Source organism: Halopiger thermotolerans (assembly GCF_054654555.1).
The window spans coordinates 635,281-655,474 of sequence record NZ_BAAIEU010000004.1 but is presented as its reverse complement, the minus strand read 5'-3'; the positions used below and the strand labels follow the sequence as shown (position 1 = coordinate 655,474).

The following is a 20,194-nucleotide window of genomic DNA, read 5'->3' as shown; positions in this document are numbered from 1 at the left end:
TATACGGGAAGCGAGCGAACCGTCGCGGAACGGTTCGCTCACTACCTCGACGGTGGGACGTTCGTGACTCCCGAGGGCCCCACCCCTCGTTCAGAGTGAAACGGTCAGCAGAGGGGAGGTCGGTGGCTGGGACCGCGGTGATTCCGTCCGACCCGATCCAGATATTCTCGAGATCGGATATGAATAGGATACTATTTCCTTATTCGTAAGATACAATACTACTAGCTAGACCGGTGAAGGAAGGAAGAAGGAGAAAGGAAAAGAGATGATTTTCGCACGAGCGGATACACTCGTTGAAGGACGACGGCGTTCACCACAACTTCGCCGCTCCTGTGCGATTCGTTCCGACGCTCATCCCTCCTCGAGTCGGCCCGTCCGTTCGACGGTTTTCACTCTGAACGAGGGGTGTGGGTAGTCGTGACGAAGTCGGCCGCCTCCGGGACTCGAGTCTCGAATTCAGTCTGAATCGGGCCTGTAGCGCGAGAACAGCCGCCCGGACGATTTTCCGGGCGTTCGTCGCCGTACTTGAACGTTATCAGTCTGAACGCCTTCACGTGGTTTTATAATATACGTCTCCGAGGATGCGGACATGTCCGATCAGGCTGGTGGGGATCCGCTCTTTCAATCGCACGATCCGATCTTCAATCGGAAGGAGCTCCTCCACGTCGGTCACGTCCCCGAGGAGGACCGGATCGTCGGTCGCGACGACGAGATCCAGTCGGTCGCGGCCGAGGTCGGGGCGATCACGCGGGGCGATCCGCCGAACAACGTGATGATCTACGGCAAGACCGGCACCGGCAAGAGCCTCATCTCCCGCCACGTCGCGACCCGCGCTCGCGACGCCGCACAGCGCAACGACATCGACTGCAGCGTCCTCTACGTCGACTGCTCCGAGGCCAACACCGAGACGCGGGCGACCCGCCAGCTGGCGCTCAGCCTCAAGGAGGAGACGGGTTACCAGGAGCACATCCCTCTCCGGGGCGTCGGGACGATGGAGTACTACCAGCACATCTGGAGCATCCTCGACGAGTGTTTCGACGCGATCGTCGTCATCTTGGACGAGATCGACAAGCTGGACAACAGCAACATCTTGATGCAGCTCTCGCGGGCCCGCGAGGCCCAGAAGACCGACGCCTACATCGGCGTGATCGGCATCAGCAACAAGATCCAGTACCGCGAGACGTTAGACGAGCGGATCGACAGCAGCTTCGGCCACCGCGAACTCTTTTTCCACCCCTACGACGCCTCCCAACTGCGGGAGATCATGCGCAACCGCGAGGACGCCTTCCAGCCGGGCGTCTTGGAGGACGGCACGATCGAACTCTGCGCGGCGCTGGCGGCGAAGAAACACGGCGACGCGCGCAAGGCGATCGAGATTCTGAAGGAGGCCGGCGAACTCGCTCGCCGGACGGGCTCTGAGATCGTCTCGGAGGACCACATCCAGCAGGCCCAGGAGGTCGCGGAGATCAACCGGATCGAGGAGCTCACCAGCGGCGCGACAGTCCACGCGAAGCTCGCGCTGTACGCGCTCGCGAGTCGGATCATCACCGGCGACCGGGAGACGTACAAGACCCGCGAGATCTACGAGCGCTACGTCAGCATCTGCGAACTCGTGGCCAACGATCCGATCACCGAAAACGGGCTCTACCGCCAGCTCAAGGAGCAGGCCTTTCTCGGGGTCATCGAGTCCGAGAAGACCGGCGGCGGCCGCTCGCAGGGCAGCTACCTCCTCCACCGGCTCGTCACCGACCCGAAGCACATCGTCAAGGCCGTCCGCCGGGACTCCTCGCTCGAGGACCTCCCGACGTACGATCGGCTCGTCGACCGCAGCAACGAGGTACAGAACCGAGACGTGGATCTCTCGTCGTTCTCCTGATCCCGATTCGGTATCCGGACGGCGTCCGCTGTTTCGCGACGTCTTTCGTTTCTCGAACCGCCGACCATACTCGGTTTCGGCCTCGGCCTCACCCGCAGACCTGAGACAGGGAGGCCCCTCCCCCACGAGCCGTTTTCACTCTGAACGAGGGGTGTGGGGGGACCGGCGGAGACCAGCAACGGCCCGACGAGCGAGCTACGGCCAGAGCCCCCGCGCCTCGTGCGCCGCGGCGATCCGCGAGAGCGCGACGATGTAGGTCGCGTCCCGCCAGGTGACGTCCCGATCCTCGTACTCCGACCGGACGGCGTTCCAGGCCCGGAGCATCTCCGTCTCGAGTTCCTCGTTGACCCGCTCGAGGCGCCACGACCGGCGGTTGATGTCCTGGAGCCACTCGAAGTAGCTCACGGTGACGCCGCCGGCGTTGGCGATGATGTCGGGCACGACCGGTACCCCGCGCTCCTCGAAGATTTCGTCGGCCCTCGAGGTCGTCGGGCCGTTCGCGCCCTCGACGATCATCTCGGCCTGCACGTCGCGAGCGTTCTCGGCCGTCAGGACGTTGCCGATCGCGGCGGGGATGAGGACGTCGACGTCCAGTTCGAGCAGGGCCTCGTTCGACAGCGTTTCGGGGGCGTCGTAGCCCGAGACCATCCCCGGCGTCTCGTCGTGGTCCTCGACGTCGGTGGTGTCGAGGCCGTCGGGATCGTAGATCGCGCCGTCGACGTCCGAGACGGCGACGACGGACGTCCCCAGCTCGTCGAGGTACCGGGCCGCGTTCGCGCCGACGCTGCCGAATCCCTGCACGGCGACGGTCGTCTCCTCGGGGTCCCAGTCGTAGTACTCGATCATCTCCCGGGTGATGATCCCGACGCTTCGGCCGGGCGCCTCCTCGCGGCCGTAGGAGCCGCCGACGACCGGCGGTTTGCCGGTGACGACGCCGGGCTCGGTCTGGCCCTGCTGCATCGAGTAGGCGTCCATGAACCACGCCATCGTCTGCGGATCGGTTCCCATATCGGGGGCCGGGATGTCCGTCATCGGTCCGATTATCGGTCGCAGTTCTTCGGCGAACCGGCGGGTGAGTCGCTCCTTCTCGTCGCGACTGAGGTCCTTCGGGTTGACGACGACGCCGCCCTTGCCGCCACCGAAGGGGATGTCCATCACCGCGCATTTCCAGGTCATCCACATCGAGAGGCCGATACACTCGTCCTCGGTCACGCCGGGATGGTATCGAATCCCGCCCTTGTACGGGCCGCGGACGCTGTCGTGGTGGGCGCGATACCCCGTGAGTATCTCCGTGCTCCCGTCGTCGCGCTCGAGCGGGACCGACACCCGATACACGCTCGTCGGGTGCCGCAGTCGCTCGATGATGCCGTCGTCGACGTCGAGGAGAGCGGCCGCGCGCTCGAGTTGCCGCCGGGCGGTTTCGACGGCGCTTTCCGGCTCGTGGTTGGTCTCGGACTCGGATTCGGACTCGGTCGTGGAGTTAGCTGGTGTCATAATCGGGTAGAAGGCTGCTGCGGCGACCGCGACCGCGTCGGGACGCCGCAGCGACCGCCGGGTGTGCAGGTGTCAGAGCTTCCCGACCAGCCGGGAAAACGCTTGGCGCTGCATCGGTTTTCCTCACGGACGCCCGGATTCACGGGCCCCTTCGATAGCCGCCCGACGTTCTAAGCGTCTGCTCGTCGTCGACGTGCGCATGAGCATCGAGAGCACCAATCCGGCCACCGGCGAGGTCGTCGACACCTACGACGAGGAGTCCGCGGACGAGCGCGACGAGCAACTCGAGCGGGCCAGCGAGACCTTCGACGAATGGAGCGAAACGCCGATCGAGACCCGCCAGCGGTTGCTCGCTCGCGCGGGCGAAGTCCTCCGGGAGAACGCCGACGAGTACGCCGAACTCATGACTCGAGAGATGGGGAAACCCATCGGGCAGGCCCGCGACGAGGTCGAGAAGTGCGCGTGGGTCTGCGACTACTACGCCGAGCACGCGGCCGAGTTCCTGCAGGACGAGGTGGTCGCCAGCGACGAGAGCGCCCGCACCGTCGTCGCCTACCAGCCGCTGGGCCCGATCCTGGCGATCATGCCCTGGAACTTCCCGTTCTAATCTGACTTTCTGGATTGAGAACGACTATTCTACCGATATGGAACGCGATACGCCAGAATATTGGTGTTAACGTAGCAAACATATTGAACAGCGACGACAGCGAACCTCTCTGGATTCTTTCATCAGAAAAGTGATTCGCAAGAGGGCGTGGGGGCGGGACATCAAAGATAGGCTACGCGGAACCCGAGAGGGTACGGTGTGGTGGTCCATACTCGCGCCCCGTGTGTTGGAACAGTCCCCACCCACCTGGGGCGTGTCAACCACAGTATGGGCCGCCCCACCACCGTCTCGCGGGTCCCATATTTCTGTTCGACACTTGAGAACGGAATTTCCGCGCGCCACCGCCACCGCCCCGCGTGTCGGGAGGCCACCCCGTCCCCCGAGGAACGGACCCGCGGAGGTCGCGGAGAGGCGTGGCGTCTCCGCTACCGAACGCATCGGGACGATGCGGAGGGGCGGAGAACCGTCCGCTTCCCGCGCCCCGACCCCACCGTTTTGGCGGGCGGGCGGCCCCAACTACGCCGTTCCGCCCGATACACTACAGGCATATTCTCCGCCACGAATATGCGTCCGAAACATTTTTACGTCTCCAGCCCCTATGTCTAAACGGAGAGGGCGTTCTGCTCGCCCGATGACCCGCGCCCCAACTGAGGTTGGGGATGTCGAAGTCATCCCAGGTGGGCGGACGTGGGAATCCGCCCCCACGTCGTTGGAATCCGCGGTTCTGTTCGACACGCCTTTGGTGGCGGCTAACGCCGCTTCCTCAGTCTTTCTCGCGCTCGTGGCTTTTCACACCGCCAGGGTGGGGTATGTCAATCGCTACACGGGGGTCCCGCGGCTACCCCTGATAAACTCACGTAAAAAGAGGGTAAGAAGGTGGTCAGACGCCCGTGTTCGGGCGGTACGGGCGCTTTACTCGTCCGCTCGCCTGGTAATGATGCGGTCGGCGTCGTCAGGGTGGGACCCCGTAATCCCCGTGGCATCTACGCTCGTGGCGTCGTGGCGTCCCTGGCCCCTATTAACTTCCAGCCTCTCCCCCCTTGCGGTACGTCGGTCGGTGTCCGTGGGTTCCCCCTCCATGAGTCCGACCCGCTTCAGGGCGTTCTTGATGTCCCTGGCGGAAGGGGTGGCGACACCCTCCTGGCGGTCGAACCACGTAACCACGTCCCCCACGCCGAGCGCGGCGTCTACAACCAGGGTATGCAACACCCTGGCGTCCTCATGTGGAGGGGTCCGAAGGTGGTCAAGCGAAACCTCACCACCCTGGGGGAACGTGAGGGTGTTGGCGTCGCCACCATCACCGTCCGCCCCGTCGGGTAGTTCGACACCCTCATGCAGGGTGGCGGCTTCCCTCACAAGGTCCTCCGAAACCCCCAACTCACGTGATACGTCCCCGACACTCTCCGCGGCAGGGTGGTCGCACACCTCCGCCAGAACCTCGCCGTACCGTGGTTTCAGGATGTCCCTGGGGTCCTCAGACGGGTAGGCTTGGTATCCCTTTTCTGACAGGGGCCGCTCCCGTTCGTATCCTGGCACCTCTCGCGGTTCCAGGGCTTCCGCGACGGGGGTCGGAACGTCGCCACGTTCGGGAAGCCTCTCACGGGCGTCCGCCACGGCGTCAAGGTCGAACGTGGTCATTCCTTACCCCCGTCCGCGTAGGCGGACTTTGGGACCGCATACCACAGTTCCGCCTCCCACGGGTCCGTTCCGATTACCTTCGACCCCTGGGGCATGGACACCTCACCGTCGGCGTCGTCACGCAGTAGAACGAACGCCGACCGCTCGCCAGTTCCTATCACTTCTATGATGCAATCGGGGACCGTCTGACTGCCGACCCGCTCCACCTGAGTACGGGCGTCTGCTGGCAGTTCGATAACGTCGCCGTCGTCGGGCCGTCGGTAGGTTTCGGCGTACACGGATTCGCTCACAGTTCCACCCCCTTACCGCGGTCGTGGCGTGGTCCGTCGTCGTTCTGTTCCTCCGCTAACAGGTTCCGACAGGCGCGCTCGACTACCACGCCAAAGGGAACCTCACCGTCGTAGACGGTGGCGCGGGCCAGTTCGAGGACCCGCTTTTCCTGGTCGCTCAGTCTCACTCGATTGGTTCTTTTTGCCATAGTCGTTGTCCTCCGCCGTGGCCCCGCGTGGGTACACGCCCCTGGCGCGCGGAATGTGGATTTCTCTCGTTATCCACCTGAGCGCCGAGAGAACGGGCGTTTCGCCGTTCGGGGAACTGTTCACCGCGCGCGGCCACCGCTCAGTATACACTACGGGCTGGAGCCACTTAAACATTACGCTAAGTAATTTTCCCGACAGTTCGTATGCGGGTCACGCATCACCGCGGCAGGAATTTGGCCCGCCCCATCCCCCTATCTTCGGGCGATTTCTTCCGCTTACAAGTGAACACCCCGCCCGCTCCACGGTGGTTTCGCCCGTACCTCGGTGAACAGCATGGGGGCGGTTGGGTCACGCGAGAATATCACCGAGTAATACCACCGCCTAATAATCAGGCACCGTCATGGTTCGCGCGGGCGCGCGCGTAGCGGGCCACGTCACGCCACCAAAAGCCGTTAGAAGGCCAGATAAGCGATTAGCGGGCGCGTCGGGCGTCCCCGCGCGGGCGGGCGCGATTAACGGGCGTATTACTACAACGTATATGGGACCGCGGTAGTGGTACGCCCCTGTCGCGCTCCACGCCCGTTGCCGGGTCACGCGCGTGTGTGGGGGCGCGGGCGCGTGGCGCGAGCGGAACGGGCGGCCCGATATGCACGCCGCTCATACTCAGTTCACCGCTCTCAGACACGGGCCGCCACCCCGATATTGGCGCGTGGGGGCGTCTACCCGCCAGTATCGGACGGTAGAGGCGTTTTACCCCCACCTCCGCGAGAGAGTCTGAGACGCCAGCATACGGGCGCGAGAGAGGGAGCGGTGTTTAGTCCGCGCTACCCCTGGGGGTGAGACGGACCAAACCAGGAAAGACGGGATTCCAGTCTGAGCGATTCCGTGGTTTCGACCCACTCAGGCGTCTGAAAAACGGGAGTAGAGGCGATATTGGGGTGGAGAACGGCGTGGCTACCAGTTCTCGCGGACTTTCTCGCCAAGGTCCGACTCCTCAAGGCGGAGATACTGGCGTGTCGTCTCTATGGAGTCGTGATTGAGGGCTTCCTTTACCAGGTAGATGTCGTCGGATTTGTCGTAGAGCCGTGTCGCGCCCGCCCTGCGGAGTGTGTGGCCCGTGACACGGGACACGTCGTAGCCGCGAGCGTTCGTGTAGAGCGTTTCCTGTAGGTCCGCGTTGTCTGCCGCGCGACGGATAATGTCGCTCACCGTGTAGTCCGCGAGACGCCCGCCCTTCTGCGAGACGAACAGATAGGGGTTGTCGTCGTCCGCGACGGCAGGGCGGTCGGCGTCACACCACAGCGACATGAGACGGTCGAGAGAGTCGTTGTAGTAGGCCGTGTGGCTATCGCCCGTCTTACTGTCCTCCGCGGGGATGAACACCTCTCTGGCGTCTCTGTCCACGTTCTCCACCTTGATACGGGCCGCCTCTCCACGTCTCAACATCCCCTGGTACATGAGCCGTACCAGTAGTTCGTTCCGTACCTTCGGGGCGGGGACGTTATTCGCCAGTTCCTCTACGTCGTCGGGCGATAGCGTCGCGCCGTCGTCGTCGGGGCGGTTCTCGAATACGTCGTTCCGCTTGGTGTCCGTCGTCGCCACGTCAATATCGCCCATGCTCACCTCGCCCGCGGGGTTGTCGTCGTACCGTAGTTCGGGAGCCTCACCGTACTCCGCGAGACGCCGCGCCCGCTTGTAGAATTGTACCAGGGCGGCCCGATGAACAGTAAGCGTCTGGTAGGCGTAGCCGTCGTCGCCCTGGCCACCGTCGTCCGCCTGGTACTGTAGGTAGTCCTCCACGGTGAGCGGCGTCGCCTCGAAGGGGTCCGTGTCGCGGTCGTCACACCACGCCTCAAAGGCGCGAATCGCCCCCGCGTACCGTGACCCCGTGGTGTCGCTGTTCTTACTCTCCACCTCCGCTATGACACGGCTCACGGCGTCGCTCATGGCTTGAGCCATGTTTACGCCCCCTCAACCTTGTACCACCGCGGTTCCTCAATCACGCCCGATTCCTGGCCCGCCTCTACGCCGTCGTTGTCACCTTCGGGCCGCATGGGTTCGACCTTCCGAATCGCCCCCGTGTTCCGCTTGATGTTGGTGAGGGCAAAGCGAACCGCGGGTTCCTTCCGCCCCGTCATGTCGGACAGTTCCGCGACAGTCACGGCGTTGTCCTCGCCCTCGGGAAGCGCCTTGAACACGTCTATGGGTAGTTCGTCGTCTACGCCACTCGAAGCGTGGAGGGCGTCCGTGGCGTCGCTCACGTCGTCGTCAAGGCCGCTCACGGTGGCTTCGAGGGCTTCGAGGTGTTCCACTATCTCACTCACCTTGGCGTCGCTCACGCCGCTTCCTCCGCCCGTGTCGCGGTCGTAAGCGCCCGCCAGTTCACGGTTTACCGCTTTCTTGATTAGGTGGCTCATGCTGGCGTATTCGTCGGACTGTTCGACCGCTTCGGACCACTCCGCCTTGGTGTCCGCTTCGACACGGAACGCGACGGTGGGTTTCTTGCCCATGTGGGTCCCTGGGGACTGTGGCCACTAAAGTGTTTTCACCGTTAACACGGATATTCCGACGTTTCAAGTTCGTAGAGCCATGTTCTCACCTTCAACCGCCCTCAGTCAGATTCAGAACTTCCCGTTCTGGCAGGTCTTCCGCTTCGCCGCGCCGAACCTCGCCGCGGGCAACGTCGGCCTGCTGAAACACGCCTCGAACGTCCCCGGCTGCGCGCGGGCCATCGAGGACGTGTTCAGCGAGGCGGGCTTCCCCGAAGGGGCGTTTACCTCCCTGCTGATCAGTTCGAGCGAGATCGATTCCGTCATCGAGGACGAGCGCATCGCCGGCGTCACGCTCACCGGCAGCGACGGCGCGGGCCGTGCAGTTGCGGAAACCGCCGGCAGTCAGCTCAAGAAAACCGTCCTCGAGCTGGGCGGCAGCGATCCGTTCGTCGTCCTCGAGGACGCGCCGATGGAGGAAACGGTCGAGACGGCGGTCCAGGCCAGACTCATCAACAACGGCCAGTCCTGTATCGCGGCGAAGCGGTTCGTCGTCGTCGACGAGGTGTACGACGAGTTCGTCGATCGGTTCGTCGAGGAGATGGACGACCAGACGGTCGGCGATCCGATGGACGAGGACACGGATATCGGCCCGCAGGCCCGCGAGGACCTGATGGAGGACCTCCACGGGCAGGTCGAGGAGACCGTCGAGCAGGGCGGCCAGCTCGAACTCGGCGGGGAGCCGATGGACCGCGAGGGCGCCTTCTACCCGCCGACGGTGCTCACGGACGTCCCCGAGAACGCGCCCGCCGACGAGGAGGAGCTGTTCGGCCCCGTCGCGACGGTCTTCCGCGTCCCCGACGAGGAAGCGGCGATCGAGAAGGCAAACGACACCCGCTTCGGACTGGGCGCGAGCGTCTGGACCGAGGACTTAGAGCGCGGCGAGCGGATCGCCCGGCAGTTCGAGTCCGGGCTGGCGTTCGTCAACGAACTCGTCAAGTCCGACCCGCGACTGCCCTTCGGCGGCGTGAAGGACTCGGGGTACGGCCGGGAACTCTCCCGCCACGGCATCCGCGAGTTCGTGAACACGAAGACGATCTGGGTGCAGCAGGACGCCGGCGACGAGACGGAGATGGTCGAGTAACGGCCGTCACCGCTCTCTTTTCGCCGCCTCGTCTGCTTCGAGGTCGCCGCGATCCCCCTCCTCGGTCGTCTCCGAGACGGCGGCGGCGTTCGGCCAGAACGCGACCGCGGTCAGCGCCAGATACACCGCGGCGACGAGCCCGACGACGAGCCAGCCGGGCGTCCTCGAGACGGCGGCGGCCCGGAGCAGGGGCGCCTCGGCGTCGGTCAGTCGGACGATCCAGACGATCAGCAGGCCGACGAGCAGCGGGAGGTACACCCGCCTGAGCCGGTGTGCGAGCGCGTCGCGAAGCGGCAGCTTCACGTCCGGATCTCGGTAGTCAGCGCTCAACTGACGTCGCCAGTCGCGCTGCTCGATCCCCGCGGCGGGATCGAGCGCGGTCGCGAACAGGTTCTCCTGCATGGTGCGAACGCGCGAGCGCCAGACGTCGTACCGGCGGTACCGGCGCGCCTCGATCAGCAGGAACACCACGCCGATGAGCATCGCGATCAGCACGATCGTGTGGGCGGCGTCCTCGCTGGAGAAGGCGTACGCGAGCAGGCCCGCGATGACCGTCACCGCCCAGTTGGTGGTCGAATCGAGCCGCGTCCGCCAGTTCACCGCGCGATCGACCTCCCCGCGGTAGAGGTGGGCGAGCACCGACCCCAGCCCCGAACTACCGTCGACCATCTCGCGACCGATCTCTCGCTCCTCGCGACCCTCCGGATCGAACTCGTCTCGATCGCGGGTCATATCGTCCCGAATACGTGCGCTCGAGGAAAACGTCTGTTGCAGACATCGTCAGCGGCGGCGGGCCGGTCGCGGCGGTGCGCCGGTCGGGCGGACGACCTCGCTAACGGCGGACGATCGTCGGAGTCAGAGCCCCCACGGGTACGTCTCCGGCGGCGTCTCGCCGCCCTCGATGTCCAGCGGGTGCAGCGCCTCGGTCTCGTCGACGTGGACGAACGCGTCGTACCGGTTCGGCAGCACCGTCCGGACGTAGTTGCCGCCCTCGTAGCTGGGATCGTAGACGACGCCGATAGCGCGGTGGCCCCGCGGCTCGGCCAGCGGCGCCGGCTCGTCGTCGGCGGTCCCGTAGCCCCGGTCGAACCGGACGATCGTGTCCTCGAGGTCGGTCCGGTGGAAGACGTCCTCGTGACTACCCGCCCGCGCCTCGGGAACGGTCATCCGCTCCATCGGCGCGCCCCACTCCTCGCCGGCGACGACGCTCCCGCGGTGGGAGCCGAAGCCGACGGCGGCGACGTCGGCGTCGTCCTCGCAGACCTCCTCGCGGGCCAACTGCCCGAGGTTGAGCTTCCCGCGGTCCTGCATCGTCGTCGCGCGAGCGTCGCCGACGTGCGTGTTGTGCGCCCAGACGATCCCCGGCCCGTCGTGGAACTCGAGTAGCCGCTCCAGGGTCTCGCTCATGTGTCGGTCACGGACGTTCCACGACTCGCCCCCGCCGCGGGCCATCGTGCGGTAGTACGACTCGGCGTTCTTCGCGACGAGGGCGTTCTGCTCGGCGGCGAACTCGGCGAGCGGGTCGTCGCCGTCGGCGTCCTCGTGGCGCCGGCGGACCTCCTCGCGGAGGTCTCCCAACACCTCGAGCACCTCGTCCTCGCAGTCCTCGGGCACGAGCCGGATCGACGACGCGTACTCGCGGGCGTCCTCGCCGTACGGTTCGAAACAGTGGTAGGCGTCCCGGGCGCGGTCGGCCAGCTCCGGATCGATCTCCCGCAGGTAGTCGATGACGGCGGCCATCGACTCGTAGAGTCCGTAGACGTCCAGCCCGTAGAAGCCGGCTCGCTCGCCGCGCTCGCGGCCGTCGTTGTAGTCGGCCAGCCACTCGAGGAACTCGACGACCTCCCAGTTGGCCCACATCCACGTCGGCCAGCGATCGAAGTCGGCGAGCACCTCGCGGGCGCCGTCAGCCTCGGATCGGCCGGTGACGTACTCGGTGACGTCGTAGCAGTCGGTCCAGTCGCCCTCGACGGCGACGAACGCGAAGTCGCCGCGCTCGAGCAGTCGAGCGGTGATCTCGGCTCGCAGCCGGTAGTACTCCGAGGTGCCGTGGGACGCCTCTCCGAGGAGGACGACGTCGGCGTCGGCGAGGCCGTCGACGAGATCCTCGAGCCCCTCCCGGATCCCCGTCGCGCGCTCGGCGACGACTCGCGCCGCACGGTCGGGATCGGTGTCAGCGATCGTCCCGGATCGACGTGCGTTCACGTGACTCACCCGTCGGGGCTCGGGGTCGCGGCGTCTTCGGGATGGGCCTTGCGCGTCGCAGGCGCGGCGGCCGAGCGATCGGCCGGCGTCCGCGCTCAGACGATTCCGAGGGCCGAGAATCCCGCGACCGACCCGGCGACGAGCGCGACCGTCCATGTGCTGAGCCCGACGGTCAGCCAGCCGATCGCCGTCCGGCCGTCCGGCCTCGCGGTCGCCGCCAAAAGCGCCGTGAGGTGGATTCCCGCGAGTATCGGCCCGGCGAACGCGAGCCCGGCGAGTCCGTATCGATTCCAGAGCCGCCGCGCGCGGTCGTAGCGGTCGCTCGAGTCACCCGGTTCTCCGCCGAACCGGCGCGACCACCACGCGACGAGTCGCCGCTGGGCGAGGACAATCACGCCGACGGCCGTGACGCTGCCGGCGAGCGAAGCCAGCCCCGTCAGTACCGGGTCGAGCCCGAGGCCGATCGCGGCCGGGATCACGAGAAACGGTTCGATCGCGGGGACCATCGTCAGGACGAACACGAGCACGTACCGCCAGACACCGGTCGCCTCCTCGAGGGTCGCGCCGACGTCGACGACCTGTAGTAACCACGTCACGGGAATCACCGGCCGACGGCTGAAATATTAGTATTCTAATACGAACGCATCGAAAACAGTTTCGGTCGGCTCGTCCGACCTCGATTCGATCCTCGCGTCTCGAGTTTCGAGCGACCGCGCCGCTCGAGGATCGGCTGGGGTAGGCTTTTGGTTCGTATCGTCGACGGAGATAGTATGACGGGCCTGTACTACGAGGAGTTCGCGGTCGGCGAAACCATCGAGCACGAGCGCCGGCGGACGATCTCCGAGAGCGACAACCAGCGCTTCTGCGACATGACGATGAACCAGCAGCCGCTACACCTCGACCGGGAGTTCGCCGCCGACACCGAGTTCGGCGAGCGCGTCGTCAACGGCCTCTACACGATGGCGCTCGCGGTGGGGATCTCGATCCCCGAGACGACCGACGGCACCATCGTCGCGAACCTCTCCTACGACGACGTCGAGCACCCGAACCCGGTCTTCCACGGCGACACGATCCGCGCGCGGTCGACGGTGACGGACAAGCGCGAGACCAGCGACGGCGAGCGCGGCGTCGTCACCATGCACGTGGAGGCGTTCAACCAGGACGACGACCTCGTCTGCGAGTTCGATCGGACGGTGCTCTCGCTGAAACGGGAGCACGCAGCCGACGATTGATGCGACGCCCTGCGCATCGTTTGTGACTCGTTCGCACACCACCGGCACGACTTTTATTCGACCTGACGACACGACGGCTATGGGCGACGTGCTCCCCGAAAGCATCGAAACCGATCGCCTGCGACTCGAGGCGCTGCGGCCGGAGACGGTCGACGCGCTCGAGTTGTACGAGATCTGCTCGTCGGACCCCGACATCGAGGCAGTCACCGAGTACCTCCCCTGGGACCCCCACGAGACGCCTAAGGACACCCTCGAGTTCTGCGAGGGCGAGGCCGAGCGATACGAGTCGAACGACGGCGCGTCGTACGTGATCCGACCTCGCGAGGGCGAGGACGGCGCGGGCGAGATCGCCGGCGTCGGCGGCTTCGGCATCGACTGGGAGAAGCGGACGATGACGCTGGGCGTCTGGCTCCGCAAGCGGTTCTGGGGCCGTGGCTACGCCGGCGAGCGAGCCGCCGCGTTCGTCGACCTGGCGTTCGACCGGCTCGACCTCGAACTGGTGGCCGTCGCCGCCCACGTCGACAACGACCGGTCGAATCACGCGATCGAGACGTACGTCGACGCCTACGGCGGCCGTCGCGAGGGCCGCATCCGGAACCACGTCGTTCTAAACGGCGAGCCGGCGGACTGCTACCGCTACAGCATCTCGCGGGCGGAGTGGGAAGCCAACTCGACGGACGTCGCCGTCGAGTTCCTCGAGTGAGAGCGGGGCGAGAGCGAGAGCGGCGCCGAGTCGATTCAGGCGACGAACGAGATCATGTAGAGGTTGATGCAGACGGCGACCGTCCACGGGAGCGCGAGGCCGGCCGGGATGATCGGGCGGTAGACCTGCGGCAGCAGCGGCCGACAGCACAGCGCGACGCCGACGGCGAACCCCTTCAGGGCGAGCATGCCGCCGAGCCCGTAGCCGTCGATCGCGCCGCGGGCGACCGGGTTCGATTCGGACAGCCCCAGGTAGAGCCCGGCGAACGTCGTCGCGACGTCGCCCACGAGCGCGATCACGACGACGACCCACAGCAGCCGCTCGAAGCCGAGCGACGTGACGTCGACGGGGAGGCGGTGGTGCCAGTACGGGGCGTCGGAACCCATAGGCGCTCCGCCGGAGTCGAACCGGCCGGGGCCATCGGAGCGCCGGAACACCCGGCGGTTCCAGCACACCGTGTATTGTTATGACAACCGTAGCCGCGATCGCCCCGGATTTAAGCGGCGATAACCGCGGCGGAAAACGAGGAATACGCGAGTCAACGTGCGGTAATACCTATACGAAACGTGGGAGGTTGGGCGACGGCCGGCCTCGAGCCGACTCGCGGACCGAGGCGAGGAGTCGTGAAGCGACTCGCTACAGTCTACAGCACCGTCCCGTGTTTCTTCGAGGGCACGGACTTCTCGACGTCCTCGTAGAACGCGAACCGGGCGGCCAGTTCCTCGCGAAGCGCGCTCGGCGGGACGATCTCGTCGATGACGACCTCGCTGGCCATCCGGTGGACGTCGATGTCCTCGCGGTACTCCTCGCGCAGCTCCCGCTCGGTGCGCTCGCGTTCCGCCGGATCGTCGATTTCGGCGAGCTTGCGCGCGTAGACGGCGTTGATCGCCGCGTCGGGGCCCATGATGGCGATCTCGCCCGACGGAAGCGCGATGACGCTCTCGGGATCGTACGCCGGCCCGCCCATCGCGTAGATGCCGGCGCCGTAGGCCTTCCGGACGACGACGGTCTGCTGGGGCACCGTCGCCGCCGACGTGGCGTAGATCATCCGCTTACCCTGCTCCAAGATGCCCTCCTTCTCGACCCCCGAACCGGCCATGAACCCGGGGGTGTCACAGAGGTACAGCAGCGGGACGTTGAACGCGTCGCACTTCCAGATGAACTGGGCGGCCTTCTCGGCCGCGTCGGGGAAGATCGCCCCCGCGCGCTTGGCCGGCTGGTTCGCGACGATCCCGATCGGCCGGCCGTCGATCCGGGCGAACGCCGTGACGATCTCCTGGCCGTAGTCGGGCTGGAGTTCGAAGACCGAGCCGTCGTCGACGACCCGCTCGATGACGGCGGTCATGTCGTACCCCTCGTTGGGCCGCTGGGGGACGACGGAATCGATGCCGTCGGGCGACTTCGCCGGCGGCTTCGTTCCCCGCTGGGGCGGTTTCTCGTCGGCGTTGTCCGGCAGGTAGCCGATCAGTTGCGCCACGAGTTCCCGGGCGTGCTCCTCGTCCTTCGCGACGAGATCCGCCGACCCGGACTCGCGGGTGTGGACCTGCGGGCCGCCCAGCTCCTCGAGGTCGATCTCCTCGCCCGTTACCATCCGCACCATCCGCGGGGAGGCGATGGCCATCGCGGACATCCCCTCGACCATGATCGTGAAGTCGGCGAACACGGGAGTGTACGCCGCGCCGGCGATGCAGGGGCCGTAGAGGACGCAGATCTGCGGGACGCGCCCGGAGAGCATCGAGTGGTTGTAGTAGTACTTCCCGATCCCCTCGCGGTTGGCGAAGAAGCCGGTCTGCTGGTCGATCCGGCCCCCCGAGGAGTCCATCAGGTAGAGGACGGGCTGCCCGGTCTTCAGGGCGCGCTGTTGCATCCGCAGGAATTTCTCGACGCCCTTCGCGGCCATGCTGCCGCGCTTGACCGTGTAATCGTTGGCCATGAAGTGGACGTCCCGCCCCTCGAAGGTCGCCGCGCCGGTGATGAGCCCGTCGGCGGGGAGTCGATCGTCCGTTTCCTCGCCCGTCCCGTCGGGGTGCCAGCCGTCGAAGGCCGCGAACTTGCCGTCCTCGAAGAGAAAGGCGTCGTCCTCGCCGTCGAACCACAGGTCCAGTCGATCCCGGACGAACAGCTTCCCTTCCTCGGGGAGTTGCTCGCGGTACTTCTCGGGGCCGCCCTCGAGGATGTCCGCGATCTCCGCGCGGAGCCGGCGTTCGCGCTCGGTGGGGCCGAGGTCGTCGGCATCGTCGTTGCCGTCGGCCATCGCGGTTCCGGCGTCGCCCTCGGCGGGCGGTTCGCGTCCCGTCCGGTCACCGTCGTACTCGCGGACCGCCGCCGGCTCGTCCGCGTCGCCGACGTACACTTCGACCGCAGCACCGAGGTGCTCGGCCAGCGCGGCCGCGATCGCCGAGGCTTCGTCGTCGGACGCCCCCGGTGCGATACGGACTCTCATACCACAGTATGGGGCGGCCCGTCGCAAAAAACCAGCGCGCGCTCGTGGTAGGCGAGAAAGGAGGGAAAAGACACGGTAGAGAGCGGTTCGCGCCGCACCGACAACCGCGATAACTGCGGTCGGCGGTCGAGGAGCGGACGGATGAGGAGGATCGCGCGTCGGGAGACGGCGCGAACCGGTCGGGGGGTGTCATCGCCTCCGTGGTCACCAGCACGGAGACAGTTCGTCGTGGTACGGCCGCTCGCACGAACGCTCGCGTTCACCCGTTCGCCCATTATAACGGGTCGGTTAGCTGGGCGACAGGAATCGGTACGCGGTCGTTCCCGGCCGCCCGTCGGAGTCGGACGGCGCGACGTCCCCGCGCCGTCCGTCGCGTAGCACCTGCAGGCAGAATCGCTATCGCCGATATCGCCGTAGCTCAAGTAACTCCTGACTACCCCGTGTACGTGAACATTAGCTTTGCCGTAACGGGGTGCAGCGGTACACGGCATCGGTCTCGAGGGCATGTCAGAGGATCAATCAGACCGTCCCGCCGGACGGCTCGCGACGCTTCGCGATCGCGTCGAGCCGGGGATGGATCGTCGCGAGTTCGTTCGCACCCTCGTCAGCGGCGGGTTCGCGGTCGGGATGGCCCGCTGGCTCGGCGTCGACGACTTCCTCGCGGCCGACGACGGCGAGGTGCCGATCGTCACCGCGCTGGTCAGGGAGGATCCCGCTGACCCGTTCTCGCTGACCGAGCGGACGAAATACGTCCCCGCCGACTGGTACGCCGCCGTCGAGAAGGCCTTCGAAGTGAACGACCTGCTGGCCCGGGTCGCCTTCACCGGCTACCTCGGCAGCGCGGTCGTCCCCGGCGATCACGAGAGCGGCACCGCCTCGGTCTCCGTCGGCATCTCGAGCGACGGCGACTCCGTCCCGGAGGCGATCAGGGAATTCGCCGACGACGTCTCGATCGACACCGAGACGATCATCGAGATCGACGACAACGTGATCGGGCCGGACGCGGCCGACGCCGAGCCGCGGATCGCAAGTGGGATCGCGGGCGTGGGCCCCCCGAGCGGCGTCGCCTGCCACACGCCCTCGAGCATGGCGACGCTTTCCCCGGCGCTGTACCACCCCGACGGCGAGCGCTCGTTCTTCGTGACGGCCGGCCACGCATTCGCGGGCGACGAGGCCGACGGCGAACGGCTGCTGCTTCCGACGCAGCACGGCGAGACGGTTCAGTTGGGCACCGTCAGCCGCATCCACCCGCTCGTGGACGTCGCCGCCGTCGAACCGACCGGCGAGTACGCGCCCACGAGTTGGATCGACGCCCCGACGCCGGTTCGGGTCCGGGGGCAGCTCACGAAGTTCGGTCTGGCCGACCTCGCCGCGCGCGGCGCGACCCTCGAGAAGGTCGGCGCGCTCACCGGCCACACGACGGGGCGCATCCAGGGGGTCGACGCCGTGACGTGTTTCACCGAGCGGTCCTGCCGTCGCGGGCAGATCCGCTGGGGCGGCGAGATGGACCTGACCGACGGCGACAGCGGCTCGGTGAGCTACTACGCCGATCCGGAAGGCGAACCGAACGACGTCCTCGTCGCCGGATTCAACAACGCCCGGACCTGGTGGCCCGGCCAGAGCTACGTCTGGGGCGTCAGCGCCTATCGGTTGACCGAAACGCAGGGGTACCACTTCTGATGACTCGATCGACGAATCGCGACCGTCTCGACTCGTCCGCCCGAGGCACTCCGAGGGGCCGTTTCGACCCGTGCGACGAAGACACTCCGAGTGGACGTGATCGTCCATGAGCGACGACTCCGCTCGACCGTCGCTCACCGTCGGAACGCTCGCCAGCGCCGGCGTTCGCCTCGCCGTCGACCTCCTCGTCGCGACGCTGTGGGTCGTCTTCCTGACGCTGCTGTTCCTCGAGACCGCGTGGCCGCGGTGGCTGTTCTACGCGCTGCTGGTGCTGGGCATCGGGGGCTACGTCACCGTCACGGCGGCCTGGACCGAGCGCGGTTGACGCCGGCGGGCAGAGAAGAAAAGCGGCCGGCCGCTACGGCCGCGTGAGGGCGTCCGCAGCTACTCGAGGGCGTCCTCGAGGCGCTCGATCAGCCCCTCGTTGCCGACGTGGACCGGCGTCCGCTGGTGGAGTTCTTCGGGATCGACGGTCAGCAGCGACCGCTCCCCGTCCGAGGAGCGTCCGCCCGCCCGCTCGACGACGTAGCCGATCGGATTCCCCTCGAACTGGAGCCGGAGCTTCCCCTCGGGACGGGACTCGAGGCCGGGGTAGCTGAAGACGCCGCCGTAGGTGAGCACCTGGTTGACGTCGCCGATCATCGCGCCGCCGTAGCGCAGCTTCAGCTCCCGCTCGATCTCGCGGGCGTACGACTCGAAGTCGTCGGGCCAGTCGGGAACGCGGCCGCCGAAGCCGTAGACGACCGGGTCGTCGGGGAGGGTCACGTCGCGGCGCAGGAGCCGCCGCTCGCCGCCGGTCATCTCGTACTCCGAGACGGTCTCCTCGGTCGCGAGCACCATCGTCGTGATCGGCCCGTAGAGCACGTACCCCGCCGCGACGAGGGTCTCGCCGCGGGCCGGAAGCGCGGCGTCGTAGACGCCGAAGATCGTCCCCATCGCGTTGTTCGACTCGAGGTTCGAGGAGCCGTCCAGCGGGTCGACCGCGACCGCGTACACGTCCTCCGTCTCGGGATCGCCGCCGCAGTCGACGACCGCTGGCTGCTCCTCGCTTGCGTACTGGCCGACGCCGCCGATCGACGACAGCCGGTCCTCGAGTAACTCGTCCGCCCAGACGTCGGCCTCCAGTTGGGTGTCGCCGCTTGGGTTCGCCGCGTCCTCCTCGACCGCCCCGCGGCGGCCGATCAGCCCCTGTCGGATCTCCGTCGCCGAGCGGCTGATCGTCGCGACGACCTCCTCGACGACCGGATCCGAGACCGTCATGTTACTCGGTCGCCTCGAGCGCGGCGTCGGCCGTTTCCTCCTCGTAGATGACCTTCTCGAGGGCGTCGAGGATGCGCGTGGGGTCCTCGCGCTGCCAGACGTTGCGGCCGACGGCGAGCCCGCAGCAGCCGGCGTTGACGGCGGCTTCGACGGTCGAGAGGAACTCGTAGTCGTCGGTCTTCGAGCCGCCGCTCATCACGACGTTCATGTCGCCGGCGCACTTGCAGGCGTGTGCCATCGCCTCGGCGCTGCCGGGGTACTTGACCTTCGCGATGTCGGCGCCGAGCTCGAGGCCGATGCGGGTCGCGTAGGAGATCGTGCCGGGCTTGGTGTCGTTTTTCAGCCCCTGGCCGCGGGGGTAGGACCACATGACGACCGGCAGGTCGTACTCGCGAGCCTGCTCCTGTACCTCGCGGAACTCCTCGAACATCTCGACCTCGTGGTTGGAGCCGCTATAGACGGTGAACCCGACCGCGTCGGCGCCCAGTTCGGCGGCGTAGTCGACCGACCAGTTGACCGCCGAGTCGGGTTCGCCCATCCAGAGGTTCGACGTGCCGTTCAGCTTCGCCAGCAGGTTCACGTCGTCCTCGTAGCTCGGGTAGTACCCCTCGGCGATCCCCTTCTGAACGGCCATCGCGGTGACGGCGTCGTGGGTCGCCGTCTCGAAGACCGTCGACGGATCGAGTTTCTCGGGGACCTCCTCGAAGTCGGTCGGGCCGTGCTCCAACCCGTGGTCCATCGCGAGAATCAGTGATTTGCCGTCGCGGACGATCGGGGAGTCGTCGATGGGAAGCATCTGGTGGATCGTCCAACAGGCGAGTATAAATCTCTGGTGATCCGAATTACCAGAATTACTTATTTTAGTAGTAAGCGTCTCCGGCGGCGATTTTCTACCGGTCTAGAATCGACATACTACCGAAGCGTAACTAACAACGCGATTATAA

Annotated in this window: 18 protein-coding genes and 2 pseudogenes; 7 read left to right on the top strand and 13 right to left on the bottom strand. The window is 66.5% G+C overall.

Annotated features, from left to right (window positions below; all coding sequences use genetic code 11):
• Positions 1–589 precede the first annotated feature (589 nt).
• Entirely contained in the window at positions 590–1,876 is a 1,287-nt protein-coding gene (locus ACYQ26_RS10880) for a Cdc6/Cdc18 family protein (RefSeq protein ID WP_459808910.1), read from the top strand.
• A gap of 195 nt (positions 1,877–2,071) precedes the next feature.
• On the opposite strand, the gene gdhB is transcribed toward ACYQ26_RS10880, so the two are convergent.
• Positions 2,072–3,370 carry a glutamate dehydrogenase GdhB gene (gene gdhB, locus ACYQ26_RS10875; protein WP_459808909.1) on the bottom strand — a complete coding sequence of 433 codons (1,299 nt, stop codon included), beginning with the start codon at positions 3,368–3,370 and terminating at the stop codon, positions 2,072–2,074.
• 199 nt (positions 3,371–3,569) lie between these two features.
• On the opposite strand from gdhB, the pseudogene ACYQ26_RS10870 reads away from it, so the two are divergent.
• Positions 3,570–3,974: pseudogene (locus ACYQ26_RS10870) on the top strand (aldehyde dehydrogenase family protein); the annotation flags it as partial.
• Between the two features lie 915 nt (positions 3,975–4,889).
• On the opposite strand, the gene ACYQ26_RS10865 reads toward ACYQ26_RS10870, so the two are convergent.
• The 5 genes from ACYQ26_RS10865 to ACYQ26_RS10845 form a co-directional block, all read right to left on the bottom strand.
• The gene (locus ACYQ26_RS10865; RefSeq protein ID WP_459808908.1) at positions 4,890–5,615 is read right to left on the bottom strand and encodes a hypothetical protein; all 726 of its coding nucleotides are present in this window, start codon (positions 5,613–5,615) and stop codon (positions 4,890–4,892) included.
• Positions 5,612–5,905 (bottom strand): hypothetical protein, encoded by a 294-nt coding sequence (locus ACYQ26_RS10860; protein WP_459808907.1) that lies wholly within the window; start codon positions 5,903–5,905, stop codon positions 5,612–5,614. The genes ACYQ26_RS10865 and ACYQ26_RS10860 overlap by 4 nt, the downstream gene beginning before the upstream one ends.
• On the bottom strand, positions 5,902–6,072 hold the full coding sequence (locus tag ACYQ26_RS10855) for a hypothetical protein (RefSeq protein WP_459808906.1): 171 nt from the start codon (positions 6,070–6,072) through the stop codon (positions 5,902–5,904). The genes ACYQ26_RS10860 and ACYQ26_RS10855 overlap by 4 nt, the downstream gene beginning before the upstream one ends.
• 976 nt (positions 6,073–7,048) lie before the next feature.
• Entirely contained in the window at positions 7,049–8,041 is a 993-nt protein-coding gene (locus ACYQ26_RS10850; protein WP_459808905.1) for a tyrosine-type recombinase/integrase, read from the bottom strand.
• Between the two features lie 14 nt (positions 8,042–8,055).
• Positions 8,056–8,604 (bottom strand): hypothetical protein, encoded by a 549-nt coding sequence (locus ACYQ26_RS10845; protein ID WP_459808904.1) that lies wholly within the window; start codon positions 8,602–8,604, stop codon positions 8,056–8,058.
• A 115-nt stretch (positions 8,605–8,719) separates the two neighbouring features.
• Here ACYQ26_RS10845 and ACYQ26_RS10840 point away from each other — a divergent pair.
• Positions 8,720–9,727: pseudogene (locus ACYQ26_RS10840) on the top strand (NAD-dependent succinate-semialdehyde dehydrogenase); the annotation flags it as partial.
• A 6-nt stretch (positions 9,728–9,733) separates the two neighbouring features.
• Here ACYQ26_RS10840 and ACYQ26_RS10835 read toward each other — a convergent pair.
• The 3 genes from ACYQ26_RS10835 to ACYQ26_RS10825 form a co-directional block, all read right to left on the bottom strand.
• Positions 9,734–10,459, bottom strand: coding sequence for a DUF2270 domain-containing protein (locus ACYQ26_RS10835; RefSeq protein ID WP_459808903.1), 726 nt, complete (start codon positions 10,457–10,459; stop codon positions 9,734–9,736).
• 123 nt (positions 10,460–10,582) lie between these two features.
• A complete protein-coding gene (locus ACYQ26_RS10830; RefSeq protein ID WP_459808902.1) occupies positions 10,583–11,932 on the bottom strand; it encodes an erythromycin esterase family protein in 1,350 nt (449 codons plus the stop codon).
• Positions 11,933–12,027: 95 nt separating this feature from the next.
• Positions 12,028–12,528, bottom strand: coding sequence for a small multi-drug export protein (locus ACYQ26_RS10825; protein WP_459808901.1), 501 nt, complete (start codon positions 12,526–12,528; stop codon positions 12,028–12,030).
• A 174-nt stretch (positions 12,529–12,702) separates the two neighbouring features.
• On the opposite strand from ACYQ26_RS10825, the gene ACYQ26_RS10820 reads away from it, so the two are divergent.
• Both ACYQ26_RS10820 and ACYQ26_RS10815 read left to right on the top strand, forming a co-directional pair.
• The gene (locus ACYQ26_RS10820; RefSeq protein ID WP_459808900.1) at positions 12,703–13,164 is read left to right on the top strand and encodes a MaoC family dehydratase; all 462 of its coding nucleotides are present in this window, start codon (positions 12,703–12,705) and stop codon (positions 13,162–13,164) included.
• Between the two features lie 88 nt (positions 13,165–13,252).
• Complete coding sequence (locus tag ACYQ26_RS10815; RefSeq protein WP_459810742.1) at positions 13,253–13,867, top strand: GNAT family N-acetyltransferase; 615 nt, start codon at positions 13,253–13,255, stop codon at positions 13,865–13,867.
• A 35-nt stretch (positions 13,868–13,902) separates the two neighbouring features.
• On the opposite strand, the gene ACYQ26_RS10810 is transcribed toward ACYQ26_RS10815, so the two are convergent.
• Together ACYQ26_RS10810 and ACYQ26_RS10805 are read right to left on the bottom strand one after the other, a co-directional pair.
• Entirely contained in the window at positions 13,903–14,253 is a 351-nt protein-coding gene (locus ACYQ26_RS10810; RefSeq protein ID WP_459808899.1) for a DUF5658 family protein, read from the bottom strand.
• A gap of 257 nt (positions 14,254–14,510) precedes the next feature.
• Positions 14,511–16,310, bottom strand: a complete 1,800-nt coding sequence (locus ACYQ26_RS10805) for an acyl-CoA carboxylase subunit beta (protein WP_459808898.1) — start codon at positions 16,308–16,310, stop codon at positions 14,511–14,513.
• Positions 16,311–16,814: 504 nt separating this feature from the next.
• On the opposite strand from ACYQ26_RS10805, the gene ACYQ26_RS10800 reads away from it, so the two are divergent.
• Entirely contained in the window at positions 16,815–17,990 is a 1,176-nt protein-coding gene (locus tag ACYQ26_RS10800; RefSeq protein ID WP_459808897.1) for a hypothetical protein, read from the top strand.
• 106 nt (positions 17,991–18,096) lie between these two features.
• Positions 18,097–18,315: a DUF8119 family protein gene (locus ACYQ26_RS10795; RefSeq protein WP_459808896.1), complete on the top strand. Its 219-nt coding sequence runs from the start codon at positions 18,097–18,099 to the stop codon at positions 18,313–18,315.
• A 59-nt stretch (positions 18,316–18,374) separates the two neighbouring features.
• On the opposite strand, the gene ACYQ26_RS10790 is transcribed toward ACYQ26_RS10795, so the two are convergent.
• Positions 18,375–19,250, bottom strand: coding sequence for a class 1 fructose-bisphosphatase (locus tag ACYQ26_RS10790; protein WP_459808895.1), 876 nt, complete (start codon positions 19,248–19,250; stop codon positions 18,375–18,377).
• A 1-nt stretch (position 19,251) separates the two neighbouring features.
• Entirely contained in the window at positions 19,252–20,046 is a 795-nt protein-coding gene (locus tag ACYQ26_RS10785) for a class I fructose-bisphosphate aldolase (protein ID WP_459808894.1), read from the bottom strand.
• Between the last annotated feature and the right edge of the window lie 148 nt (positions 20,047–20,194).

Bases quoted from the DNA above. Each gene is read 5' to 3' on its own strand.
- ACYQ26_RS10865 (WP_459808908.1), bottom strand. From the start codon at position 5,615: ATGACCACGTTCGACCTTGACGCCGTGGCGGACGCCCGTGAGAGGCTT.
- ACYQ26_RS10800 (WP_459808897.1), top strand. From the start codon at position 16,815: ATGTCAGAGGATCAATCAGACCGTCCCGCCGGACGGCTCGCGACGCTT.
- ACYQ26_RS10795 (WP_459808896.1), top strand. From the start codon at position 18,097: ATGAGCGACGACTCCGCTCGACCGTCGCTCACCGTCGGAACGCTCGCC.
- ACYQ26_RS10790 (WP_459808895.1), bottom strand. From the start codon at position 19,250: ATGACGGTCTCGGATCCGGTCGTCGAGGAGGTCGTCGCGACGATCAGC.
- gdhB (WP_459808909.1), bottom strand. From the start codon at position 3,370: ATGACACCAGCTAACTCCACGACCGAGTCCGAATCCGAGTCCGAGACC.
- ACYQ26_RS10845 (WP_459808904.1), bottom strand. From the start codon at position 8,604: ATGGGCAAGAAACCCACCGTCGCGTTCCGTGTCGAAGCGGACACCAAG.
- ACYQ26_RS10820 (WP_459808900.1), top strand. From the start codon at position 12,703: ATGACGGGCCTGTACTACGAGGAGTTCGCGGTCGGCGAAACCATCGAG.
- ACYQ26_RS10835 (WP_459808903.1), bottom strand. From the start codon at position 10,459: ATGACCCGCGATCGAGACGAGTTCGATCCGGAGGGTCGCGAGGAGCGA.
- ACYQ26_RS10810 (WP_459808899.1), bottom strand. From the start codon at position 14,253: ATGGGTTCCGACGCCCCGTACTGGCACCACCGCCTCCCCGTCGACGTC.
- ACYQ26_RS10850 (WP_459808905.1), bottom strand. From the start codon at position 8,041: ATGAGCGACGCCGTGAGCCGTGTCATAGCGGAGGTGGAGAGTAAGAAC.
- ACYQ26_RS10785 (WP_459808894.1), bottom strand. From the start codon at position 20,046: ATGCTTCCCATCGACGACTCCCCGATCGTCCGCGACGGCAAATCACTG.
- ACYQ26_RS10805 (WP_459808898.1), bottom strand. From the start codon at position 16,310: ATGAGAGTCCGTATCGCACCGGGGGCGTCCGACGACGAAGCCTCGGCG.
- ACYQ26_RS10880 (WP_459808910.1), top strand. From the start codon at position 590: ATGTCCGATCAGGCTGGTGGGGATCCGCTCTTTCAATCGCACGATCCG.